The sequence below is a fragment of the Micromonospora sp. NPDC006766 genome (genome assembly GCF_040636055.1).
Classification (GTDB): domain Bacteria; phylum Actinomycetota; class Actinomycetes; order Mycobacteriales; family Micromonosporaceae; genus Micromonospora.
In genome coordinates, this window is the sequence record NZ_JBEYIX010000002.1 from 94,862 (window position 1) to 116,004 (window position 21,143).

Genomic DNA, 21,143 nt, shown 5'->3' on the forward strand with positions numbered 1-21,143 from the left:
CCGACGCAGCAGGTCCGGACGGTCGGCGGTGGTGCGGGGCCGCCGGCCGCGGGTACCGTGCCCGTGATGACGCCGAACCCTTCCAACCGAACGGGGATGGAACGATAAACCCCATGAGAGCCCGGGTACTGGTGGTCGACGACGACCCCGCGCTCGCCGAGATGCTCGGCATCGTCCTGCGCAGCGAGGGGTTCGTGCCCTCATTCGTCGCGGACGGGGAACGGGCGCTGGCCGCGTTTCGTGAGAGCCGACCCGACATCGTCCTGCTGGACCTGATGCTGCCCGGGATGAGCGGCATCGACGTGGCCCGGTCGATCCGGGCCGAGTCCGGCGTGCCGATCGTCATGCTGACCGCCAAGAGCGACACGGTCGACGTGGTGCTCGGGCTGGAGTCGGGCGCCGACGACTACGTGGTGAAGCCGTTCAAGCCCAAGGAGCTGGTGGCCCGGATGCGGGCCCGGCTGCGCCGGGGCGAGGACGTGGCGCCGGAGCTGCTCACCATCGGCCCGCCCGGCAATCAGATCTCGATCGACGTGCCGGCGCACACGGTCAGCCGGGACGGCGAGGAGGTGAAGCTGACCCCGCTGGAGTTCGACCTGCTGGTCGCGCTCGCCCGCAAGCCGCGTCAGGTCTTCACCCGCGAGGTGCTGCTGGAGCAGGTCTGGGGCTACCGGCACGCCGCCGACACCCGCCTGGTCAACGTGCACGTCCAGCGGTTGCGCGCCAAGATCGAGCCGGATCCGGAGCGGCCCGAAATCATTCTCACCGTGCGCGGCGTGGGCTACAAGGCGGGCACCGGATAGCCTGGTCATCACTGTGGTGACCTCCCCGCCTCCCGCCTCGCCGACCATCGCCGCCCGCTGGCTGCGGGTGGCGCGGTTGCTGCGTCGCGGCCTCGCCGCCTTGGCGTCCCGGCTGACCTCCGGCGTGCACAGCGCATGGCGGCGGTCGCTCCAGCTTCGTGTGGTGACCATCACGCTGGTGGCGTCCAGCCTGCTGGTGGGCGGTTTCGCGTACCTGATCGCCGACAAGATCAGCGGCATCCTGCTGGAGAACGCCGAGACCGACGTCCGGTCGCGGTTGACCAATGGCAGCGAGTACGCCTCGAAGCAGTTCAACCTCTACAGCCGGGCGGAGGAAGCTCAGCTCCAGGACACCATCGACGGCACGGTCACCTACCTGGCCGGCGGTGACCCGACGCAGACCAGCGGCGTGGTGGTGGCGATCACCGGGGACAACACCATCGGGTCCATCGCGCCGCGCAGTTCCCCGGAGGTCGAGGTGGGCCCGCTGATCGGTGCGGAGCTGCGGTCGTCCGTCGCCGCCGGCAACGTCGCCCACCAGATCCGCACCGGGGTCCTCGGCGGTCAACGCACCAAATACCTCGTCTACGGATCCCCCGTGCCGACCCGGTTCGGGCAGCTGGAGCTCTACTACCTCGTACCGCTGGCCCGGCAGGACGCCACCGCCGCCGACGCCCGGGCCACCGTGGTCGCCACCGGTGTCGCGCTGGTGATCCTGCTCAGCCTGCTCGCCGCCCTGGTCACCCGGCTGGTGGTGACCCCGGTACGGGTGGCCGCCCGGACCGCCCAGCGGCTCTCCGCCGGGCTGCTCGACCAGCGGATGGCGGTCAACGGCGAGGACGACCTGGCCCTGCTGGCCGCCTCGTTCAACCAGATGGCGACCAACCTGCAGCGGCAGATCCTCCGGCTGGAGGAGATGTCCCGGTTGCAGCGCCGGTTCACCTCCGACGTCTCGCACGAGCTGCGTACGCCGCTGACCACGGTCCGGATGGCCGCCGACCTGATCTTCTCCGAGCGGGACGGGTTCGACCCGGCGGTGGCCCGTAGCGCCGAGCTGCTCCAGGCCGAGCTGGACCGGTTCGAGGAACTGCTCACCGACCTGTTGGAGATCAGCCGGTTCGACGCCGGCTTCGCGGTGCTGGACGCTGAGCCGACCGACCTGGTGCCGGTGGTGCACCGGGTGACCGAGCGGCTGGCCGGGCTGGCCGAGCGGGTGGGCGTCACCATCGACCTGGTCCTGCCGGACACGCCGGTGATCGCGGAGGTGGATCCGCGCCGGGTCGAACGGGTGCTGCGCAACCTGGTCGGCAACGCGGTCGAGCACGGCGAGGGCCGGCCGGTGCGGATCACTCTGGGGATGGACGAGAGCGCGGTGGCGGTCACCGTGCGGGACCACGGCGTGGGGCTCAAGCCGGGCGAGGAGAAGCTGGTGTTCAACCGCTTCTGGCGGGCCGATCCGTCCCGGGCTCGGCAGACCGGGGGCACGGGCCTCGGTCTGTCGATCAGCGTGGAGGATGCCCGGCTGCACGGTGGCTGGCTGGAGGCGTGGGGCGCGCCCGGGCAGGGCGCCCAGTTCCGGCTGACCCTGCCGGCGCGGGCCGGCGATCGGCTGACCACCTCGCCGCTGCGGCTGGTGCCGGCCGACGCCCCGGTGCCGTTCGGCGGCCCGCGCCACGGTGGGCTGATGGCCATCGGGCCGGTCGAGGATGTCGGCCGGGCGGAGGTGATCTCATGAGGCGTGCGCTGGTGGCCGGGCTGCTGGCCGGGGTGGTCCTGCCCGTCGGGCTGGCCGGCTGCGGCATTCCCGAGCAGACCGAGGTGCACGTGGACGGCCGCCCCTCGACGGCGGCCGAGGCCGGTCCGCTCAACGGCCATAGCGCCCAGCCACCCACCCGGACCGCCAGCAGCGACCCCAGCCAGTTCATCCTCAACTATCTCGCCGCCGCCGCCGGCGAGCGCGAGCAGGCGTACGCCCGCGTCAAGGAGTTCATCGCGCGGGAATACCAGCCCCGGCTGCGGGAGAAGCAGAGCAGCGAAGTGGAGCTGACCGTGGTCCGGCTGCGGGAGAAGGCGGAGGTGACTTTGAACAACGAGGGCACCTGGGAGGTCACGGTGCCCGTGCAGCAGGTCGGTGTGCTGCGCCCCGACGGCACCCTAACGCCAACGGGCGGCGACACCGAGTACGTGTTCAAGCTCCGCCCGGCCGACGACGGCCACAACGGGTTGTTCATCACTGAGATGCCGAACGTGCTGCTGCTCAGTGACGACGCCCTACGCAGCTACTACGGCATCCACCCCATCTACTTTTGGAGCGCCGACCAGAACCGGCTGGTGCCCGACCAGCGGTACCTGCCCGCGACGGTGCCCAACGAACGCCGGGTCACCGAGGTGGTCAAGTGGCTCGCCTTCGGTCCGCCCGAATGGCTCGCGCAGGGGGTGAGCCGGCTGCCCGGTGGCACCGCTCTGATCAACAACGCCACCAATGCGAACAATCGCTGGGAGGTCAACCTGACCATGCCCGATGCCAACGAGCTGAAGCTGGCCAAGCTCGCCACCCAGCTGGCGTGGTCGTTGCGGGATTTCAAGGGCAAGCTTCAGCTCAAGATCCAGAATCAGAACCGGCACACCGTCGACCTCGAGCAGCAGCGAGAGAAGACCGAGTTCGCGCTGTACCCCACCGCCGGGATGCCCGAGCGCTTCTGCGTCTATGACGGCGTGATCCACTCCTTCTCCATCGCCGGTGAGCCGGCCGGCCCGGTGCCGGTGTCGGACAAGGTCAACAAGGGCGTCGTGTCCGCGGCGCTCAGCCGCGCCGGCGACGAGGTGCTGGCCGCGCTGGTGGTCACCCGCTCGGACCGGCAGCGGCTCATGGTCGGCGCCGACCCGGCCCCGGTCACCTTGTTCACCGGCAGCGAGAAGTCGTACGGCTCGATCGGTCGTCCGACCTGGCTCCGTTCGCCGGACCTGGACCATCCGACCGGTCTGGTGGTGGCCGACGGTCGGCTCTACCGGTTCGACAGCATGGCGGTCATGACCCCGATCACGCTGGCCGCCCCGGGTGCGGTCACCGCGGTCGCCGGCTCGTACGACGGGCACCGGATCGCGCTGATCATCGGTGGCCAGCTCTGGGTGGCCTCGGTGAGCTTCGACGGGGGAGGGGCCACGGTGAATCAGCCCCGGCGGCTGGTCACCCGGCTCACCGGCCTCACCGCCGTTGATTGGTACGCGGAGAACCAGTTGGTCTTCGCCGGTATCGAGGCGGGTCGGCCAGCGATCTACCAGACCTACGTGGACGGCGGGCTGGAGACCGCGCTCAAGCGGGAGGTCGGTGCCGAGGTGACCCAGCTGGCCGCGTACCCGGGCGGCCCGGTCGGCGTGCTGCCGTCCTTCTCCTACATGTATGAGGCGAACAAGGTGGCCTACCGGAACAACCCGTTCGAGCCCATCAAGCCGGATCAGGTGCGGGACGTGACCCCGCCGACGCCGGGCGGCAAGGCCTTGAACCCGACGGCACCCTTCTTCCTCTACTGAGGTGCCGGTGCGGGGCCTGGGCGGACTCTGGTCGGACCTGACCGACCTGGTGTTGCCGGCCGGGTGCGCCGGTTGCGCGAACCGGGTGTCGGGCCTGGCCCACGGCTTCTGTCCGCGCTGCGTCGGTGAGCTGGAGGCGCTGCGCCCCGCGCCGGCCCGCCCGGACCCGGCCCCGCCCGACCTGCCGCCCTGCGTCGCGCTCGGCCCGTACGCGGGTGCGTTGCGGGAGGGGCTGCTGGCGTACAAGGAGCGGGGCCGGCACGGGCTGGGTCGGCCACTGGGCGCGTTGCTCGCCGAGGTGGTGGCCGCGGCGGTGGGCCCGGCCCGGCCGCTGATCCTGGTGCCGGTGCCGGACACCGCGCGGGCGGCCCGAGCCCGCTACGGCGACCACCTGGACCGGTTGACCCGCCACGCGGCGGGCCGGCTGCGGGCGGCCGGGTGGCCGGTACGGGTGTTCCGGCCGTTGCGGGCGTTGCCCCGGCCGGACTCGGTCGTGCTGGACAGCGCCGGGCGCGCCGCCGCGGCCGAGGGGGCGTTCCGGCTGCGCCGGGGCGGCGGGATGCCGGCAAACGGCCTCGTGGTGCTGCTCGACGACATCCTCACCACCGGCGCGACGTTGGCGGCGGTGAGCCGGATCTTGCGCTCTGCGGGAATGACGCCAAAGGCGGCAGCGGTGCTGGCCGCAACGCAAAAGCGACTCTGCCGGTGACGCTCTGTGTCTTCGTTTCGCCCCTTCGTGTACGAGCTGCGAGAATTCGGGGGCAGTCTCGACGACAAGGGGTGACGGTTGGGGGAACAGGAGTTAGCGTTCTCGTGTCGGGGGTAGGAGCTTCCCAAGCCGCCCGCGACGTGGGAAGGGAGGCGTAGCCGTACCAATCCGGTCGACGCCGAGCGGGATGCTCTCCGGGCGCGTCGGCCGAGTGCCGAATCAAGACGACCGTCCGAACAAGGGAGGTCACGTGGACATCGTGGTCAAGGGCCGTAACGTCGAAGTGCCGGATCACTACCGGGTGCACGTAGCCGAGAAGCTCGCGAAGATCGAGCGCTACGACCACAAGCTTATTCGCGTGGATGTCGAGTTGTTCCACGAGCGGAATCCCCGCCAGGCCGATCACTGTCAGCGGGTGGAAATAACCTGCGTGACGCGGGGCCCGGTGATCCGGGCCGAGGCCTGCACGAGCGACTTCTACAGTGCGCTGGACACCGCCATCGCCAAGCTGGACACCCGCTTCCGCCGGGCAGCGGACCGGCGTCGGGTCCACCGCGGGCGGCACGCGCCGCTCTCTGTCGCCGCGGCCACCGCGGGTCTGCCGGTCGCCGACCTGGATGGTCCGGGGCTGGCGGTGCTGAACGACGCGGCGACGGCGACTGCGGTCGCCGAGCGCCCCGACGAGGACGACTACCAGGAGTACGCCGACGGCCAGCCGTGGCACATCGCGCGGGAGAAGGTGCACCCCGCGGAGCCGATGACCGTCGACGACGCGCTGTTCCAGATGGAACTGGTCGGCCACGATTTCTACCTGTTCCAGGACAAGGAGTCCGGCCGCCCCAGCGTGGTCTACCGCCGGCACGCCTACGACTACGGAATCATCTCCCTCGACACCACCTTCTGAAGGAAGGGCCCCTGCTTAACGCCTCAGGTAGAGCAGGGGCCCCTTCTTAACGCGGCAGGTCCGCGGCGAGCAGCCCGTAGACGACCGAGTCGGTGCGGGTGTCGCCCGGGCTGGGGAGCCGGCCGCGCAGCAGCCCCTCTCGCCGGAAGCCGGCCTTTTTCAGCACCCGCTGGGAGGCGACGTTCTCCGGGCGGGTGCCTGCCCAGAGCCGGGCCAGCCCGATCTCGAACGCCCAGCCGGCGACGAGTCGCACCGCCCGAGTGGCCAGCCCTCGGCCGCGCGCCTCGGGCAGCACGCTGTAGCCGAGCATGGCCTGGCCGGTGGCCGGCTCGTCGTACACCAGGGCGCTGCCGCCGGCGACCGCGCCGGACGCCGCGTCCACGATCACGAGGTCGGCCGAGCGGCCGGCCAACCAGTGGCACTCCGCCAGGCGGCAGCGCCGCTCGGTCGACTCCCGCGTCGGCGGGACCGGCGGCACCCGGTTCGCCACCACCTCGGGCAGCGTGTGCAGCCGGTGCAGCGTGTCCGCGTCGCCGAGGGCGACCCGGCGCACGGTCACCACGCCGTCGGTGAGGCGCTCCTCGGGCAGGTCGGGCAGCAGTCGGGCGGCCGGACCGGGCGGATCGTCGGCCAGGCGTACCCAGGCGACCAGGTCGTACCGGCTGCCGTCGCGCGCGGTGCCGGCCGACCGGCGTACTCCCTCGGGCCGGAACCCGGCCGCGAGCGCGACCCGCTGGCTGGCCGTGTTCTCCTCGTCGGCGAGCAGTTCCAGGCGTGCGCAGCCGGCGGCGAAGGCCTGCTCGGCCAGCGCGCGGGTGGCCGTCGTGGCGACGCCTCGGCCGCGAGCCCAGGGCGCCACCCAGTAGCCGATCTCGAACTGCCGGCGTTTGGGCATCGAGTTGCTCAGCCCGACCGCGCCGAGCAGTCGGTCGGTGGCCGGGTCCGCGATCGCGTACGACGCGCCGCCGGCGGCCCAGGCCGCGGGCTCGCCCTCGGCGATCCACCAGCGGGCGCTCTCCTCGGTGTACGGGTTCGGCAGGCCGGGCATGAACCGCTGGGTGATCGGATCCGCGCAGGCAGCGGCGGTGTCCGCGACGTCGTCGGGGCGGGACGGCCGCAGCCGCACCCCGTACGCCTCGATCGTCTCCGGCGTCACGCCAGGTCCCCGGGAAGCAGCGAGGCCACCCAGACGTCCGGCCGCTCGCCCCGCTGCTGGATGCCGGCCCGGGTGGTGCCCTCGAAGACGAATCCCGCCTTTTCGGCTGCTCGGCGGGAGGCGGTGTTGCCCACGTTGGCCCGCCACTCGATCCGGGCCAGGCCGAGCGTCGTGAATCCCCAGGCGCAGAGCGCGGTCACCGCGGCGGGCATGTATCCGCGACCCCGGGCGTGCGGGGCGGTCATGAAGCCGACGTCGGCGACGAGCGGGTCGGCGGGGGAGATGCGCAGGTCGATGGAGCCGGCGTACCGGTCGTCGGCGTCGGCGATGGCGTAGTTCGCGCTGCTGCCCCGGGCCCAGGCGGCCTGGGTGATGTCGAGGAAACCCTCGGCGTGCTCCCGCTGGTAGGGGTGCGGCACGCTTGTCCAACGTACGGTCTGCTCGTCCTGGCAGGTCGTCACGACCGCGTCCAGGTCGCGTTCCTCGAGCGGGCGCAGCCGCAGCTCGGCGGCGCCAGTGGTGGCGAAGAGGACGGGCTGCGGGCGGCCGAACACGGCGGCCCGGCGGGCTTCCAGGGTGCCCGGGCCGGCGGGGCCGGGTTCGCCGGGTGCGGGCACCTCGCCGGGGAACAGTGAGCCGAGCCAACCTTCGCGCCGGCCACCGGGCGCGGGGTCGGCCAGCCGCAACTCGCCCTCGATCCGGAAGCCGGCGCGCAGCGCGACCAGCCGGGAGGCGTGGTTGCCGATCTCGGCCTGCCAGATCAGCCGGCGCAGTTCGCGTACGTCGAAGGCCCAGCGGGCGACCGCCCGGGTGGCGCGGACCGCGACGCCTCGGCCGCGCGCCCACGGCGCGGTCCAGTAGCCGATCTCGGCGCTGCCGTGGCCCGGGTCGATCGAGATCAGGCCGCAGGAGGCAAGCAGCTCGCCGGTGGCGGCGTCGCAGACCGCGAACTCCGCCCCGGTGCCGGCGGCCCAGGCCGCCGGGCTGCTCTTCCTGGCGACGAAGTCGAGGGCGTGTTCGGGCCGGTACGGGCGGGGTACGGTGGTCCAGCGCTGGATTTCCGGGTCCTGGCAGGCGCGGCACACCGCGTCGGCGTCCTCGGCCCGCCAGGGGCGCAGCAGCAGGCCGTCCTCGATGATTTCCACGGGCTCCACGCGAGCATCGTGCCGGATCGTTCGCGCTGGGCGTAACCCGATTACCGCCGCTCGACCGGTCGCTCAGGTGTTATGTCGGGTTCGTCGGCCCGGACCACCGCCACCAGTGACCATGACGACGATGCAGCGCCTACGATGGTTCGAGACCGTCTAGGGGAGCGTTGATCCGTGTCGATTCTGGAAAAGGTCCTTCGCGCCGGCGAGGGTCGCATGGTGCGTCGGCTCAAGGCCATCGCCGCCGCCGTCAATTCAATCGAGGACGACTACGTCAACCTCACCGACGACGAGCTGCGCGCCATGACCGACCAGTTCAAGGAGCGGCTCGCCGACGGGGAAACCCTCGACGACCTGCTGCCCGAGGCGTTCGCGGTGTGCCGCGAGGCGGCCGCGCGGGTGCTCGGTCAGCGGCCCTACGACGTCCAGGTGATGGGCGGCGCGGCGCTGCACTTCGGCAACATCGCCGAGATGAAGACCGGTGAGGGCAAGACCCTGACCTCGGTCATGCCGGTCTACCTCAACGCCCTCGCCGGCAAGGGCGTCCACGTGATCACCGTGAACGACTACCTGGCCCAGCGCGACGCCGCCTGGATGGGGCGGGTGCACGAGTTCCTCGGCCTGACCGTCGGCGTGGTGCTGCCCAACCGGCCGTCCACCGAGCACCGGGCCGCGTACGAGTGCGACATCACCTACGGCACCAACAACGAGTTCGGCTTCGACTACCTGCGCGACAACATGGCGTGGTCGAAGGAGGAGCTGGTCCAGCGCGGCCACTTCTTCGCCGTGGTCGACGAGGTCGACTCGATCCTCATCGACGAGGCCCGGACCCCGCTGATCATCTCTGGCCCGGCCGAGCACTCCGCCCGCTGGTACCAGGAGTTCGCCGGCGTGGTGGCCCGCCTCCAGCCGGGCACCGACGGCGAGGGCGACTACGAGGTCGACCACTCCAAGCGCACCATCGCCATCACCGAGCGCGGCGTGGCCAAGGTCGAGGACCGGCTTGGCATCGACAACCTCTATGAGTCGGTCAACACCCCGCTCGTCGGCTACCTCAACAACGCGATCAAGGCCAAGGAGCTCTACAAGCGCGACAAGGACTACATCGTCAGCGAGGGCGAGGTCCTGATCGTCGACGAGTTCACCGGCCGCATCCTGCACGGCCGTCGCTACAACGAGGGCATGCACCAGGCGATCGAGGCCAAGGAGGGGGTGGAGATCAAGCAGGAGAACCAGACCCTGGCCACCATCACCCTTCAGAACTACTTCCGGCTCTACGAGAAGCTCTCCGGCATGACCGGCACCGCCCAGACCGAGGCGGGCGAGTTCAACAAGGTCTACAAGGTCGGCGTGGTGACCATCCCGACGCACCGGCCGATGGTTCGCCTCGACCGCCCGGATGTGATCTACAAGACCGAGAAGGCCAAGTTCAACGCCGTGGTCGAGGACATCGCCGAGCGGCACGAGCAGGGTCAGCCGGTGCTGGTCGGCACGGTCTCGGTGGAAAACTCCGAGATCCTCTCCCAGCTGCTGCGCCGCCGCGGCATCCCGCACTCGGTGTTGAACGCGAAGTTCCACGCCAAGGAGGCGGAGATCGTCGCCCAGGCCGGGCGCAAGGGCGCGGTCACCGTCGCCACCAACATGGCCGGCCGTGGTACGGACATCCTGCTCGGCGGCAACGCCGAGTTCCTCGCCGCCAACGAGCTGCGCCAGCGCGGCCTCGACCCGGTCGAGCAGCCGGAGGAGTACGCCAAGGCGATGGAGGAGGTCCTGCCCACCTGGAAGCAGGCCTGCGACACCGAGGCTGAGGAGGTCGCCGCCGCCGGTGGCCTCTACGTGCTGGGCACCGAGCGGCACGAGTCCCGTCGGATCGACAACCAGCTCCGTGGTCGCGCCGGCCGGCAGGGTGACCCGGGCGAGTCCCGTTTCTACCTGTCTCTGCAGGACGATCTGATGAAGCGTTTCCGCGCCGGTGCCGTCGAGGCGGTGATGGAGCGCTTCAACATCCCGGAGGACGTGCCCATCGAGTCGAAGATGGTGACCCGCCAGATCAAGAGCGCGCAGGCCCAGATCGAGGGCCAGAACGCCGAGATCCGGAAGAACGTCCTCAAGTACGACGAGGTGATGAACAAGCAGCGCCAGGTGATCTACGCCGAGCGCCTCCGGGTGCTCAACGGCGAGGACCTCTCCGACCAGGTCCGCAACATGATCGACGACGTGATCACCGCGTACGTCACCGGTGCCACCAGCGACGGCTACGCCGAGGACTGGGACCTCGACCAGCTCTGGTCCAGCCTCAAGCAGCTCTACCCGGTGGGCATCACCGTCGCGGAGCTGGAGGATGAGGTGGGTTCTCGGGCCGGCCTCGACCATGACTTCCTGCTCGCCCGCCTGAAGGAGGACGCGAACGCCGCGTACGACCGGCGCGAGGAGCAGCTCGGCGAGGAGGCGGTACGCCAGCTGGAGCGGATGGTCCTGCTCCAGGTGATCGACCGCAAGTGGCGCGAGCACCTCTACGAGATGGACTACCTCCAGGAGGGCATCAGCCTGCGGGCGTACGCCCAGCGCGATCCGGTCATCGAGTACCAGCGCGAGGGCTTCGACATGTTCGCCACCATGATGGACGGCATCAAGGAGGAGACGGTCGGCTTCCTCTACAACCTCGAGGTGCAGGTCGAGGAGCCCGAGCCGGAGGCCGAGGAGGTGCAGCTGCTGGAGAAGCCGGTGGAGATCCGTGCCAAGGGCCTCAACCGTGCGCCGCAGCAGCAGGGCCTGCAATACTCCGCGCCGGCCGTCGACGGCGAGGCGGGCCGGGGCGCCCCGGTGATCGAGCGCCCCGAGCAGCAGGCCCCGGCGCTTGGCCTCGGCCGCACCGAGGCGCCGGAGCGTCCCGCCGCGTCGACCCCGCGCCGTTCGGCCCCGGGGATGACCGGCCAGGCCGTCGCGGCCAGCACCGCCCGGCGTGGCGCGCCGGGCCAGGTGGATGGCGCTGAGGGGCCGTCCCGCAACGCGCCGTGCCCGTGCGGCTCCGGCCGCAAGTACAAGCGCTGCCACGGCTCGCCCAACGGCGGCAACTGACCCGCGCCCGCACCAACGCGACACCGGGCCCCGGCCGATCACGGCCGGGGCCCGCCCGTATCTCCCGGCAAGATCGTGTTCGATCTGGGATTGAGTGGTGTCGGCGCCGGGTGGGGGCCCTTGTTTCCTGGATCGAGCACTATCTCGGCGCGGGCCGCGCCAGAGGTTGGGGGCTCAGAGGACGTCGAGGATGGTGCAGAGCCAGTTGCCGCGGCGGTGCTCCAGGCGCAGGGCGATGGCCCAGCTCGTGCCGGCGGCACCGGCGAGCACGGCGGCGGCTTCGACCGCGCCGGCGCGGGGCTCGCAGACCCGCAGCCGGCGGAGCTGGAGCGCCGGTCGGGCGCTGCGACGACGGGTCGGGATGACCCGGCGGGCCGCCCGGGCCAGCTCGGTGGTCACCCGGGACGCGGCATCGGGCACGCAGAACGGCCGGAGCTGCCCGGGTGGCCGGTAGCCGTTGACGATCTCCAGGAACGTGCGGACGAACCGATGGGCGGCGCGGGTGGCCTCGGGGGTGGCGGTGGCCAGGGCGGCCGCCGGTGGGCCACCGGTACGCAGCCCCGGGCGGGCCGGTGCCGGTCGGACATCCACGGGCCGGCCGGCGGGCCGGCCGGGATCGCGGCGGTGGGAGCCGAACAGGTCGAGCTGGTCAACGTCGCCCCAGGGTGAGCCCTCGTCGACGCAGGGCGGGTCGATCGGCGGGGCGGGGCGGAGCCGGACCGGGGGACGCGATGCCAGCGGGCGGCGGCTGTCGACCATCCTCAACCCCTGTTCGTTGCGTTTGCCTTCGTTTGCCTCCGGTAGGCCCCATTCTGGGGCAGGGCGGGGTCGGCCGTCAATGCCGCTGTGCCATTGTGTGGTCACTCCGCGTCGCGTTCGGTGAGTGGGTTGGCGCGTACCCACTCGGCGGTCTCTGCGTACTTGCGCTGGATGTACTCCTCCAGTCGGGCGCGTTCGACCCGCCACTGCCCGCGGCCGCCAATCTTGATCGCGGGCAGCTCACCGCTGCGCACCATGTGGTACACCTGAGAGTCCGAGACGTTGAGCTCGGCGGCCACGTCGGACAGCAGCAGGAACCTCGGCTCCACGGTGACTCCCCGGGTCGGCTTCGTTTGCTTCAGTTTGCCACCAGGAGCCGCCCCGCCCCAGTCACCGTCGCGGCGATCCGCGCCGGGACACACCGGTAGGAAACTTCTTCCCGGCGGGTGCAGGGTGTATGACGGTCACGGCGTACGGCATGATCGGCGCCCGGAGCCGGCATCCGCCGGTCGAGCCTGAGCAGGGGAGAGACCGGTGGCCGACGAGCTTGTCCGGGTGTACGTGCCGGCGACCGCCCCGATGCTGGCGCGGCTGCGCGAGCAGGGGCTGACGGTCGGCGAGGCGCACGCGGTCACCCCGGAGCTGCGCGAGTGGTACGCCGAGGGCGACGAGGAGGAACTGGAGTACGTCGCCTTCACCCGGGCCGCCCAGGACGCCCTGTTGCTGCTGCGGGCCGATCCGGCCGCGCCCCGGCGGCGGATGGTCGTCTCGGCGGACCTGCCGGCGCGGTCCGTCGGCCGGGTCGACGGCGAGCTCGGTTCCAGCGTCGTCCGGTTGGCCGGGCCGGTGCCGGTGGCCGCGGTCGCGGCGATCCACATCGACGGCGCGGAGGCGGTCGGTGACGTGGCGGCCGCCGCCGAGGTGGCCGCCGCCGCCCGGGCCGGCGACCCCGACGCTCAGTTCACCGTCGACGGCACCGAGGATCACGAGCTGGAGTGGTACGACGTGACCGAGCTGGAGCTGCTGCTGCGCGAGGTCTCCTGACCGCCCGACGGCGGGTCAGGCGGCCATCTCCTCGGCGGGCTCGTCCCCATCGGGGCGTGGACCGAGGGTGCGGCCGAACGCCACGAGCGCGGTGAGCGCCCCGACGAAGAGCACCCAGATGCCGTTGTCGATCCGGGAGGTGCCGAGGGAGGTCTGCGCCACCTGGTCGGCCTCGCTGAGGGCGGCGGCCAGGTTCAGCAGGCCGCGCCCGCCGATCCGGATGATCACCTCGGTGAGCAGCAGGAGCAGGCCCGGCCCGGCCCCAGCGACCAGGTACGCCGGCCAGCGCAGCGGCGCCGTGGACCCGCTCCGGCGGGTGGCGCGGCGGCGGGCCCAGGCCAGGTAGCCGAAGGCCAACAGGCCGGCGACCAGCCCGGCGAGCAGCGACTCGGTCCGGGACACCCACTTCGCGGCGTCGAGGATCGACTGCTGGGTCTCTCCGGCGCCGAACAGGCCGGACAGCGGGTCCCGGGCGCGGCTGAACAGCACCACGAAGACCTGGGCGGCCAGCGTGGCCGTGGCCAGGGCGCCGACCACCCGGGCGTTGCGGGCGCCGGCCATCGCGCCGCCGATGATCGCCGCCGCAGCGGTGGTGCCGGCGATGGTGTTGGTGGTCGCGTTGTCGGCGTACGTCAGGTTGATCGCCACCGCGGCGGCGAACCCGACCAGCAGGCCGGTGCCGACGGCGGTGAGGAAGCGCAGGGTGACCCGGCCGAGCGGGTTGGTCGCCGCCAGGGCGACCGCGGCTCCGGCGATCAGCGCAGCGGTGATGACGCCGGGCAGCGCGTACGCGGAAAGACTGATCGCGGTGACGCCGGCCGCAGCGCTGTTGATCGCCGCGCGGGTGGACCAGAGCATCGCGGCGAGCCAGCCGACCGCCACCAGCGCCAGCACCAGCGTGCCGGGAGCGTACGCCGGTCGGTCCGGCGTCTCGGTGGCCTCGGCGGCCGGGGCCGGCTGCTCCGCCGCCTCCGGGGCGGTTTCGGGCTGGTCCGGCTCCGCAGCCGTGAAGCTGCCGGGCTGCTTGCTCATCCTCTTCCCTTCGACGGACGCCGGATCGGCCGCGACGGGCCGGGCAGGTCACGGTCTTCCAGCGTACGCGTCACCCGAGGCGTCCCTGAGGTCCGCTTGCGTGCTGGCTCAGGGCAGGGCTTGATCGACCCAAGGTGCGGCATGTGGGGGTCAAATCCGATGACGAGACCACCTCTTGCCGCACATCGAGTTGATCATGGATTGGGCGCGCCGAAGAGGTGGGGCAGGCTGGGCGTGCCGGGTGACGGATCGGAGGGTGAGGGGGTGGTTTGCCGATGGTCCGTCGGATCAAAGCCGGCCCTGCCTACGGTCCGGTGTGTGCCTGGTGTCCGATCCGGCCTCGATCGGCCTCGGCGAGGTCGGTCGGACGAGGGGCGGCCAGGGGTGGGCCGCAGGCATCGCATGAAAGAATCGGCCCAGGTCCCGCCGCCGCGACCGGTCCGCCGCGCGGTGCCCGGCACCCGGCTGACCGGCCGGTGTCCGCGCGGGTCCGATTTCGCCACAGCCGCCGAGATCGCACAGGAGCCGTGATGGACGCCGTGTTCTCCGTACCCGAGCCGCGCAACGAGCCGGTCCACACCTACGAGCCCGGCAGCGCCGACCGGGAGCGGCTCCAGCGGCGGCTGACCGAGTTGGCCGCCGCGCAGATCGAGCTGCCGATGACCATCGCCGGCGAGCAGCGGATGGCCGGCGGTGCGCCGATCAACGTGGTCCAGCCGCACAAGCACGCGCACGTGCTCGGCGTCACCGGGCACGCCACCCACGACGACGCCCACGCCGCGGTGAAGGCCGCCAAGGACGCCGCTCCGATGTGGCGGGCGCTGCCGTTCGAGGAGCGGGCGGCGATCTTCCTGCGCGCCGCCGACCTGCTCGCCGGCCCCTGGCGGGACACCCTCAACGCGGCCACCATGCTCGGCCAGTCCAAGACGGCCGTCCAGGCCGAGATCGACGCGGCCTGCGAGTTCATCGACTTCCTGCGGTTCAACGTGTATTTCGCTCGCAAGCTGCTGGCCGAGCAGCCGATGTCCTCGCCGGGCGTGTGGAACCGCTTCGACCACCGTCCGCTTGAGGGCTTCGTCTACGCGATCACCCCGTTCAACTTCACCGCGATCGCGGGCAACCTGCCCTCGGCGCCGGCCCTGCTCGGCAACACCGTGGTCTGGAAGCCGGGCCCGACCCAACAGTTCGCCGCGCACTTCACCATGCGGCTGTTCGAGGCGGCCGGCCTGCCGCCCGGCGTGATCAACATGGTCACCGGGCGCGGCGAGGAGGTCTCCGACGTGGTGCTCGCCGACCCGGACCTGGCCGGCATCCACTTCACCGGGTCGACCAAGGTGTTCCAGCACCTGTGGCGGACCGTCGGCGAGAACATCGCCCGCTACCGGGGCTACCCGCGCCTGGTCGGCGAGACCGGCGGCAAGGACTTCGTGGTCGCGCACACCAGCGCCGACGTGGACGCGCTGCACACCGCGCTGCTTCGGGGCGCGTACGAGTACCAGGGGCAGAAGTGCTCGGCCGCGTCCCGGGCGTACGTCCCGCGGTCGATCTGGGAGGGTGGGCTGCGGGACCGGCTGGCCGCCACCGCCGACTCGCTGACCTACGGCGACGTGACCGACTTCCGCAACTTCGGCGGCGCGGTGATCGACGACAAGGCGTTCAGCCGGCACACCGCCGCGCTGGAGCTGATCAGCGGTGACGACAGCTGCCGGATCCTGGCCGGCGGCACCGCCGACGACTCGGTCGGTTACTTCGTCCGGCCGACCCTGTTCGAGTGCTCCGACCCGGGGCACGAGACCTTCACCACCGAATACTTCGGGCCGATTCTGGGTGTGCACGTCTTCGACGACGCCCGCTTCGACGAGGTGGTCGCGCAGGCCGAGTCGATCGCGCCGTACGCGCTGACCGGGTCGATCTTCGCGACCGACCGCCGGGTGGTCGACCAGGTGGCCGAGAAGATGCGGTACGCGGCCGGCAACTTCTACATCAACGACAAGCCGACCGGCGCGGTGGTCGGGCAGCAGCCGTTCGGCGGGGCCCGCGCCAGCGGCACCAACGACAAGGCGGGGTCCTGGCACAACCTGATCCGCTGGATGTCGCCGCGGACGATCAAGGAAACCTTCGTCCCGCCGACCGACCACACCTACCCGCACATGGGCTGAGGTGAAAGGAGGGGCTGCTTGTTAACAGACGTCTGTTAACAAGGGGCCCCTCCTTTCCGCACGTCTGTCGCGGACTGTCGTCGGCCGACAGTGCACATCGGACGACATATCGGGTGGCGAAAACGGCAAATCCTGGACGCCGGGTCGGGCAAAGTGGCAGCTTAGAGGGCATGGCGGAAACCGGAGTCAATCCGACGGCGGCGGCCCTGCTGGGGCTGCTGCACGAGGGTCCCATGACAGGCGGCCAGCTCATGGCCGCCGCCGAGCGCCGGCTGGCGCCGTACTGGTCGATGACGCGTAGCCAGGTCTACCGGGAGTTGCCGGTGCTGGCGGAGAAGGGCCTGGTGCGGTTGGGCAAGCCCGGGCCGCGGATGAGTCAGCCGTACGCGATCACGGCCGCCGGAAAACGGACATTTTCTCGCTGGCTGGCCGAAAACCCCGGCAAGGACACCATCCGGAACCCGGTTGCCCTGCGGATCGCCTTCGGCGGCCTGCACTCGGCGAGCCAACTGAACAACCTGTACGCCACGGCGAACGAGTACCACACCGAGGCTCTCGCGGCGGCGCGTGAGCAGGTCAAGAACGCCAAGAAGGAAGGCGACAACTACGACGCCAGCGCGCTGGAGTTCGCGGTCGCCTATCACCGGGCCGCTCTGTCCTGGCTCAAGACCGCGCCGGTCGCCGAGTGACCCACCGGCGGGCCGGGTCGCTGCGGTGAGCAGTCCCGCCGGCGGTGCCGCGCTGACTTTTCGCCGGTGATCGCGGGGCTCGCAAGCCCGCGCCGCTGCCGCGCAGTACGCTTGTCTGTCGTGACCGCTGCCGATTATGCCGAACAGCTCAAGGACCTCGACGCCACCCTGCGCAACATCGAGGCCGTCCTCGACCTCGACAAGCTGCGCGAGCAGAAGGCCCGTCTGGAGCAGGAGGCCTCCGCGCCCGACCTCTGGGACGACCAGGCCAAGGCGCAGCAGGTGACGTCGCAACTGTCGTACGTCAACGGCGAGATCACCAAGCTCGGCGACCTGCGCTCGCGGCTCGACGACGCCGGGGTGCTGCTGGAGCTCGCCCAGGACGAGTCCGACCCGGGCGCCCTGGCCGAGGTCGAGTCGGAGCTCGCCGGGCTGACCAAGGCCATCCAGGAGATGGAGGTCCGCACCCTGCTCTCCGGCGAGTACGACTCCCGGGAGGCGCTGGTCGCCATCCGGGCCGGCGCCGGTGGCGTGGACGCGGCGGACTTCGCCGAGATGCTGCTGCGGATGTACCTGCGCTGGGCCGAGCGGCACGGCTACCCGACCGAGGTCTACGAGACCTCGTACGCGGAGGAGGCGGGCCTCAAGTCGGCGACCTTCACGGTCAAGGTGCCCTACGCGTACGGCACGCTCAGCGTCGAGTCCGGCACCCACCGGCTGGTGCGGATCAGCCCGTTCGACAACCAGGGGCGGCGGCAGACCAGCTTCGCCGGTGTCGAGGTGCTGCCGGTCGTCGAGCAGACGGACCACATCGACATCCCCGAGAACGAGATGCGAATTGACGTCTACCGCTCCTCGGGCCCGGGTGGGCAGAGCGTCAACACCACCGACTCGGCGGTCCGGATCACTCACGTTCCGACCGGCATCGTGGTCACCTGCCAGAACGAGAAGTCGCAGCTGCAGAACAAGGCCTCCGCGCTGCGGGTGCTCCAGGCCCGGCTGCTGGAGCGCAAGCGCCAGGAGGAGCAGGCCAAGCTCCAGGGCCTGAAGACCGAGGCCGCCGGTTCGTGGGGCGACCAGATGCGCTCGTACGTCCTGCACCCGTATCAGATGGTGAAGGATCTGCGTACCGAGCAGGAGACGGGCAATCCGTCCTCGGTCTTCGACGGTGAGCTGGACAGCTTCATCGAGGCCGGTATCCGCTGGCGCAAGCAGCGGCAGCTCACCGCTGACGGTGCGTGATACCGGTCGGACGCAGCGCGTCATCGATCTCTGCCTGAGCGGCTGAATCGATGACGCGACTCGCATCGCCGGGGCGGGGGGCTTGGCTCCTTCGTTACACCGCGTAGACTCTCGACCCGTGATTCAGCTTGAGCAAGTGACGAAGACGTACCCGAAGGCGTCCCGGCCTTCGCTCGACAACGTGTCCGTCTCGATCGAGAAGGGCGAGTTCGTCTTCTTCATCGGTCCATCCGGCTCCGGCAAGTCCACGATCATCAAGCTGTTGCTGCACGAGGTCGCCCCCAACAAGGGGCGGGTCGTCGTCAACGGCAAGGACGTCACATCGATGCGGTCCTGGAAGCGACCCCACTTCCGGCGTTCCATCGGCTGTGTCTTCCAGGACTTCCGCCTTCTGCCGAACCGCACCGCGTACGAGAACGTGGCGTTCGCCCTTGAGGTGATCGGCAAGACCAAGGCGGTTGCCCGTCGGGTCGTGCCGGAGGTGCTGGAGCTGGTCGGCCTCGGCGGTAAGGAACACCGTTACCCCCACGAGCTCTCCGGTGGTGAGCAGCAGCGGGTGGCGGTGGCCCGGGCTTTCGTGAACCGGCCGCTGATCCTGCTGGCCGATGAGCCCACCGGAAACCTGGACCCGGACACGTCGATCGAGATCATGCGCCTGCTGGACCGGATCAACCGCACCGGCACGACCGTCGTGATGGTCACCCACGACTCCAACATCGTGAACCAGATGCGCCGCCGGGTCGTCGAGATCGAGAGCGGCCGCATCGTGCGCGACCAGGCCCGTGGCGTCTACGGCTGAGCCGTCCGCGCTGACGATCCGTAGATCCTGACGACGAACACCTCACGCCGGAGAGCCGGAGGATTTTCCCGATGCGGATGAAATACGTCCTGACCGAGGTACTGGTCGGGCTGTGGCGCAACGTCACGATGTCCATCGCGATGATCATCACGATGGCGGTATCGCTGTTCATGCTGGGTGGTAGCGGCCTTCTCTATCAGAAGGTCGGGGACATGAAGGACCTCTACTACGAGAACGTCGAGGTCTCGATCTTCCTCAAGACGGACGTCACCGCACAGCAGCGCACCGAGCTGGACACGAAGCTCAACAGCGACGCGCTGATCAAGCAGGTCACGTACGTCGACAAGCAGCAGGCGTACGAGCGCTTCAAGAAGATGTACGCGGACGCTCCCGACCTGGTGAACGCCGTCAAGCCGGACCAGCTGCCCGAGTCCTACCGGCTCAAGCTGAACAACCCGGAGCAGTACAAGAACATCTATGACCAGTACAAGGACTCCGAGGGGGTCGAAGAGATCGTCGACCAGAGCAAGCTGCTCGACAAGGTCTTCGGCGTCCTCACCGGGATCCAGAACTTCGCGCTGGCCATCGCGCTGGTGATGGCGGTCGCCGCGTTGCTGCTGGTCGCGAACACCATCCAGGTGGCCGCGTACAGCAAGCGCCGCGAGGTGGCGGTCATGAAGCTGGTCGGTGCCTCCAACTGGTTCATCCAGGCCCCGTTCGTGCTGGAGGCCGTGTTCGCCGGCCTGTTCGGCTCGATCCTCAGTCTGGTCGCGCTGGTCGCCTTGAAGGTGGTGGCGGCCCGCGGGTCGCTGGCGGCCCTGGAGGGCCTGATCACGCCGATCTCCTGGTCCGACATCTTCCTGACGTTCCCGCTCATGGCCGGCGTCGGTGGTCTGATCAGCGCTGTCACCGCCTGGGTCACGCTCCGCTTCTACCTGCGGGTCTAGTTACCGCGACGGCTCTCCCAGGGGCCCTCCCGCGTCGGAATAAACCACGCGGGAGGGCCCTTGTCATTCGGGTAGCATGCGTGGCCGGTGGTCGCGGACCGATCGGAAGGGAGGTGGCGCCGATGCCACGGGAGAAGGGGCGCAAGGTGGTCGCCTCCAACAAGAAGGCCCGCCACGACTACGCCATCCTCGACACGTACGAGGCGGGCATGGCGCTGACCGGCACCGAGGTCAAGTCGTTGCGGGCCGGGCGGGCGTCGCTGGTCGACGCGTTCGCCCAGGAGCGCGACGGCGAGCTCTACCTGCACGGCATGCACATCCCGGAGTACACGCAGGGCACCTGGACCAACCACGAGCCCCGGCGGACCAGGAAGCTGCTGCTCAAGCGGCTGGAGATTGACCGGCTGGTCGGCAAGACCCGGGAGAGCGGTCTCACCCTGGTGCCGTTGCAGGTCTACTTCCACGACGGCTGGGCGAAGGTGGAAATCGGCCTGGCTCGGGGTAAGAAGTCGTACGACAAGCGCCAGGACCTTGCCAAGCGGGACGCCGACCGGGAGATCGCCCGCGCGGCGGGCCGGCGCGGCAAGGGAATGGACGACTGATTTGTCGTCTTTGTCCGGGCTGGTGATCAGGGCCGGGGCGCGGGATGAATCCGGTTGCGGCAGGCGTTATTCTTGACGGAGCCGCCAACAGGGCGGCCGACCGAGGGGGTGACTGGTTTCGACTTCGTACGTTGCGGCAGGGGAAGCGAGCCGAGGAAGCCGACGTCGTCTCGAGAATCGTTCGTCGGAAACCAATAAGCGCCAAGAACAATCGCGCTGACTTCGCTCTCGCCGCCTGAGGCGAGTAGTGAGTCTGTCGGCCTGGGAACGCCTTCGTCCCAGTTAGCCGGCATCAGCTAGGAGGCTGGCCAACCGGACCCGGTCGCGGGGTCCGTGCGGCGAGATCAATCAGCGACTGGGCCCGTCACACCAACTCGCTCGCGTGAGCGGTGGGGCCGAGTAGAGGCATAGCGAGCTGCGCTCGGAGAAGCCCTGACAAACCGGCGAAGGACCCGGGTTCGATTCCCGGCACCTCCACCGATCGAGGCCCTGAGAGTGTTCCGACACTTTCAGGGCCTCTTTCCATACGCTGACCAAACCC

The 21,143-nt window shown here is 70.4% G+C and carries 18 protein-coding genes and 1 other RNA gene; 14 read left to right on the forward strand and 5 right to left on the reverse strand.

The annotated features are described in order from the left end of the window. The first annotated feature begins 113 nt into the window (after positions 1-113). The 5 genes from mtrA (at position 114) to raiA (ending at position 5,947) form a co-directional block, all read left to right on the forward strand. The gene (gene mtrA / locus ABZ671_RS04150; protein ID WP_357541982.1) at positions 114-803 is read left to right on the forward strand and encodes an MtrAB system response regulator MtrA; all 690 of its coding nucleotides are present in this window, start codon (positions 114-116) and stop codon (positions 801-803) included. Between the two features lie 46 nt (positions 804-849). Next, positions 850-2,538: an MtrAB system histidine kinase MtrB gene (gene mtrB, locus ABZ671_RS04155; protein WP_357851705.1), complete on the forward strand. Its 1,689-nt coding sequence runs from the start codon at positions 850-852 to the stop codon at positions 2,536-2,538. Beyond that, positions 2,535-4,334, forward strand: a complete 1,800-nt coding sequence (locus ABZ671_RS04160; RefSeq protein WP_357850918.1) for an LpqB family beta-propeller domain-containing protein — start codon at positions 2,535-2,537, stop codon at positions 4,332-4,334. The genes mtrB and ABZ671_RS04160 overlap by 4 nt, the downstream gene beginning before the upstream one ends. A gap of 7 nt (positions 4,335-4,341) precedes the next feature. Further along, the gene (locus ABZ671_RS04165; protein WP_357851708.1) at positions 4,342-5,043 is read left to right on the forward strand and encodes a ComF family protein; all 702 of its coding nucleotides are present in this window, start codon (positions 4,342-4,344) and stop codon (positions 5,041-5,043) included. A gap of 250 nt (positions 5,044-5,293) precedes the next feature. Further along, positions 5,294-5,947, forward strand: coding sequence for a ribosome-associated translation inhibitor RaiA (gene raiA / locus ABZ671_RS04170; protein WP_357850922.1), 654 nt, complete (start codon positions 5,294-5,296; stop codon positions 5,945-5,947). Positions 5,948-5,993: 46 nt separating this feature from the next. On the opposite strand, the gene ABZ671_RS04175 is transcribed toward raiA, so the two are convergent. Both ABZ671_RS04175 and ABZ671_RS04180 read right to left on the reverse strand, forming a co-directional pair. Further along, complete coding sequence (locus ABZ671_RS04175) at positions 5,994-7,103, reverse strand: GNAT family N-acetyltransferase (RefSeq protein ID WP_357850925.1); 1,110 nt, start codon at positions 7,101-7,103, stop codon at positions 5,994-5,996. Then, complete coding sequence (locus ABZ671_RS04180) at positions 7,100-8,257, reverse strand: GNAT family N-acetyltransferase (protein WP_357850928.1); 1,158 nt, start codon at positions 8,255-8,257, stop codon at positions 7,100-7,102. The genes ABZ671_RS04175 and ABZ671_RS04180 overlap by 4 nt, the downstream gene beginning before the upstream one ends. A gap of 168 nt (positions 8,258-8,425) precedes the next feature. Here ABZ671_RS04180 and secA point away from each other — a divergent pair, with 168 nt between their 5' ends. Then, a complete protein-coding gene (gene secA / locus ABZ671_RS04185) occupies positions 8,426-11,329 on the forward strand; it encodes a preprotein translocase subunit SecA (RefSeq protein ID WP_357850931.1) in 2,904 nt (967 codons plus the stop codon). A gap of 174 nt (positions 11,330-11,503) precedes the next feature. Here the strand turns inward: secA and ABZ671_RS04190 are convergent, their stop codons facing one another. Then, on the reverse strand, positions 11,504-12,088 hold the full coding sequence (locus tag ABZ671_RS04190) for an Rv3235 family protein (RefSeq protein WP_357850935.1): 585 nt from the start codon (positions 12,086-12,088) through the stop codon (positions 11,504-11,506). 101 nt (positions 12,089-12,189) lie between these two features. Continuing rightward, a complete protein-coding gene (locus tag ABZ671_RS04195; protein WP_357850938.1) occupies positions 12,190-12,417 on the reverse strand; it encodes a helix-turn-helix domain-containing protein in 228 nt (75 codons plus the stop codon). A 205-nt stretch (positions 12,418-12,622) separates the two neighbouring features. Between ABZ671_RS04195 and ABZ671_RS04200 the strand changes: the two genes are divergently transcribed. Then, on the forward strand, positions 12,623-13,132 hold the full coding sequence (locus ABZ671_RS04200; RefSeq protein WP_357850941.1) for a hypothetical protein: 510 nt from the start codon (positions 12,623-12,625) through the stop codon (positions 13,130-13,132). A gap of 15 nt (positions 13,133-13,147) precedes the next feature. Here the strand turns inward: ABZ671_RS04200 and ABZ671_RS04205 are convergent, their stop codons facing one another. Further along, positions 13,148-14,164: a hypothetical protein gene (locus ABZ671_RS04205; protein WP_357850944.1), complete on the reverse strand. Its 1,017-nt coding sequence runs from the start codon at positions 14,162-14,164 to the stop codon at positions 13,148-13,150. Positions 14,165-14,694: 530 nt separating this feature from the next. Here ABZ671_RS04205 and pruA point away from each other — a divergent pair. The 7 genes from pruA (at position 14,695) to ssrA (ending at position 21,082) form a co-directional block, all read left to right on the forward strand. Further along, the gene (gene pruA / locus ABZ671_RS04210; protein ID WP_357850947.1) at positions 14,695-16,323 is read left to right on the forward strand and encodes an L-glutamate gamma-semialdehyde dehydrogenase; all 1,629 of its coding nucleotides are present in this window, start codon (positions 14,695-14,697) and stop codon (positions 16,321-16,323) included. Positions 16,324-16,493: 170 nt separating this feature from the next. After that, entirely contained in the window at positions 16,494-17,012 is a 519-nt protein-coding gene (locus ABZ671_RS04215; protein WP_357850950.1) for a PadR family transcriptional regulator, read from the forward strand. A gap of 120 nt (positions 17,013-17,132) precedes the next feature. Further along, on the forward strand, positions 17,133-18,254 hold the full coding sequence (prfB, locus tag ABZ671_RS04220) for a peptide chain release factor 2 (protein ID WP_357850953.1): 1,122 nt from the start codon (positions 17,133-17,135) through the stop codon (positions 18,252-18,254). Between the two features lie 118 nt (positions 18,255-18,372). Then, positions 18,373-19,053: a cell division ATP-binding protein FtsE gene (gene ftsE / locus ABZ671_RS04225; RefSeq protein ID WP_357542010.1), complete on the forward strand. Its 681-nt coding sequence runs from the start codon at positions 18,373-18,375 to the stop codon at positions 19,051-19,053. Between the two features lie 71 nt (positions 19,054-19,124). After that, positions 19,125-20,000, forward strand: coding sequence for a permease-like cell division protein FtsX (ftsX, locus tag ABZ671_RS04230; RefSeq protein ID WP_357850957.1), 876 nt, complete (start codon positions 19,125-19,127; stop codon positions 19,998-20,000). Between the two features lie 122 nt (positions 20,001-20,122). Further along, positions 20,123-20,602 (forward strand): SsrA-binding protein SmpB, encoded by a 480-nt coding sequence (gene smpB / locus ABZ671_RS04235; protein WP_357850960.1) that lies wholly within the window; start codon positions 20,123-20,125, stop codon positions 20,600-20,602. A 104-nt stretch (positions 20,603-20,706) separates the two neighbouring features. Next, positions 20,707-21,082: a transfer-messenger RNA gene (ssrA, locus tag ABZ671_RS04240) on the forward strand. Positions 21,083-21,143 lie beyond the last annotated feature (61 nt).

What these genes read in the sequence shown, in the direction of transcription:
- ABZ671_RS04160 (WP_357850918.1), top strand. Translation starts at nt 2,535, where the DNA reads ATGAGGCGTGCGCTGGTGGCCGGGCTGCTGGCCGGGGTGGTCCTGCCC.
- pruA (WP_357850947.1), top strand. Translation starts at nt 14,695, where the DNA reads ATGGACGCCGTGTTCTCCGTACCCGAGCCGCGCAACGAGCCGGTCCAC.
- ABZ671_RS04205 (WP_357850944.1), bottom strand. Translation starts at nt 14,164, where the DNA reads ATGAGCAAGCAGCCCGGCAGCTTCACGGCTGCGGAGCCGGACCAGCCC.
- ABZ671_RS04215 (WP_357850950.1), top strand. Translation starts at nt 16,494, where the DNA reads ATGGCGGAAACCGGAGTCAATCCGACGGCGGCGGCCCTGCTGGGGCTG.
- mtrA (WP_357541982.1), top strand. Translation starts at nt 114, where the DNA reads ATGAGAGCCCGGGTACTGGTGGTCGACGACGACCCCGCGCTCGCCGAG.
- smpB (WP_357850960.1), top strand. Translation starts at nt 20,123, where the DNA reads ATGCCACGGGAGAAGGGGCGCAAGGTGGTCGCCTCCAACAAGAAGGCC.
- ftsX (WP_357850957.1), top strand. Translation starts at nt 19,125, where the DNA reads ATGCGGATGAAATACGTCCTGACCGAGGTACTGGTCGGGCTGTGGCGC.
- ABZ671_RS04190 (WP_357850935.1), bottom strand. Translation starts at nt 12,088, where the DNA reads ATGGTCGACAGCCGCCGCCCGCTGGCATCGCGTCCCCCGGTCCGGCTC.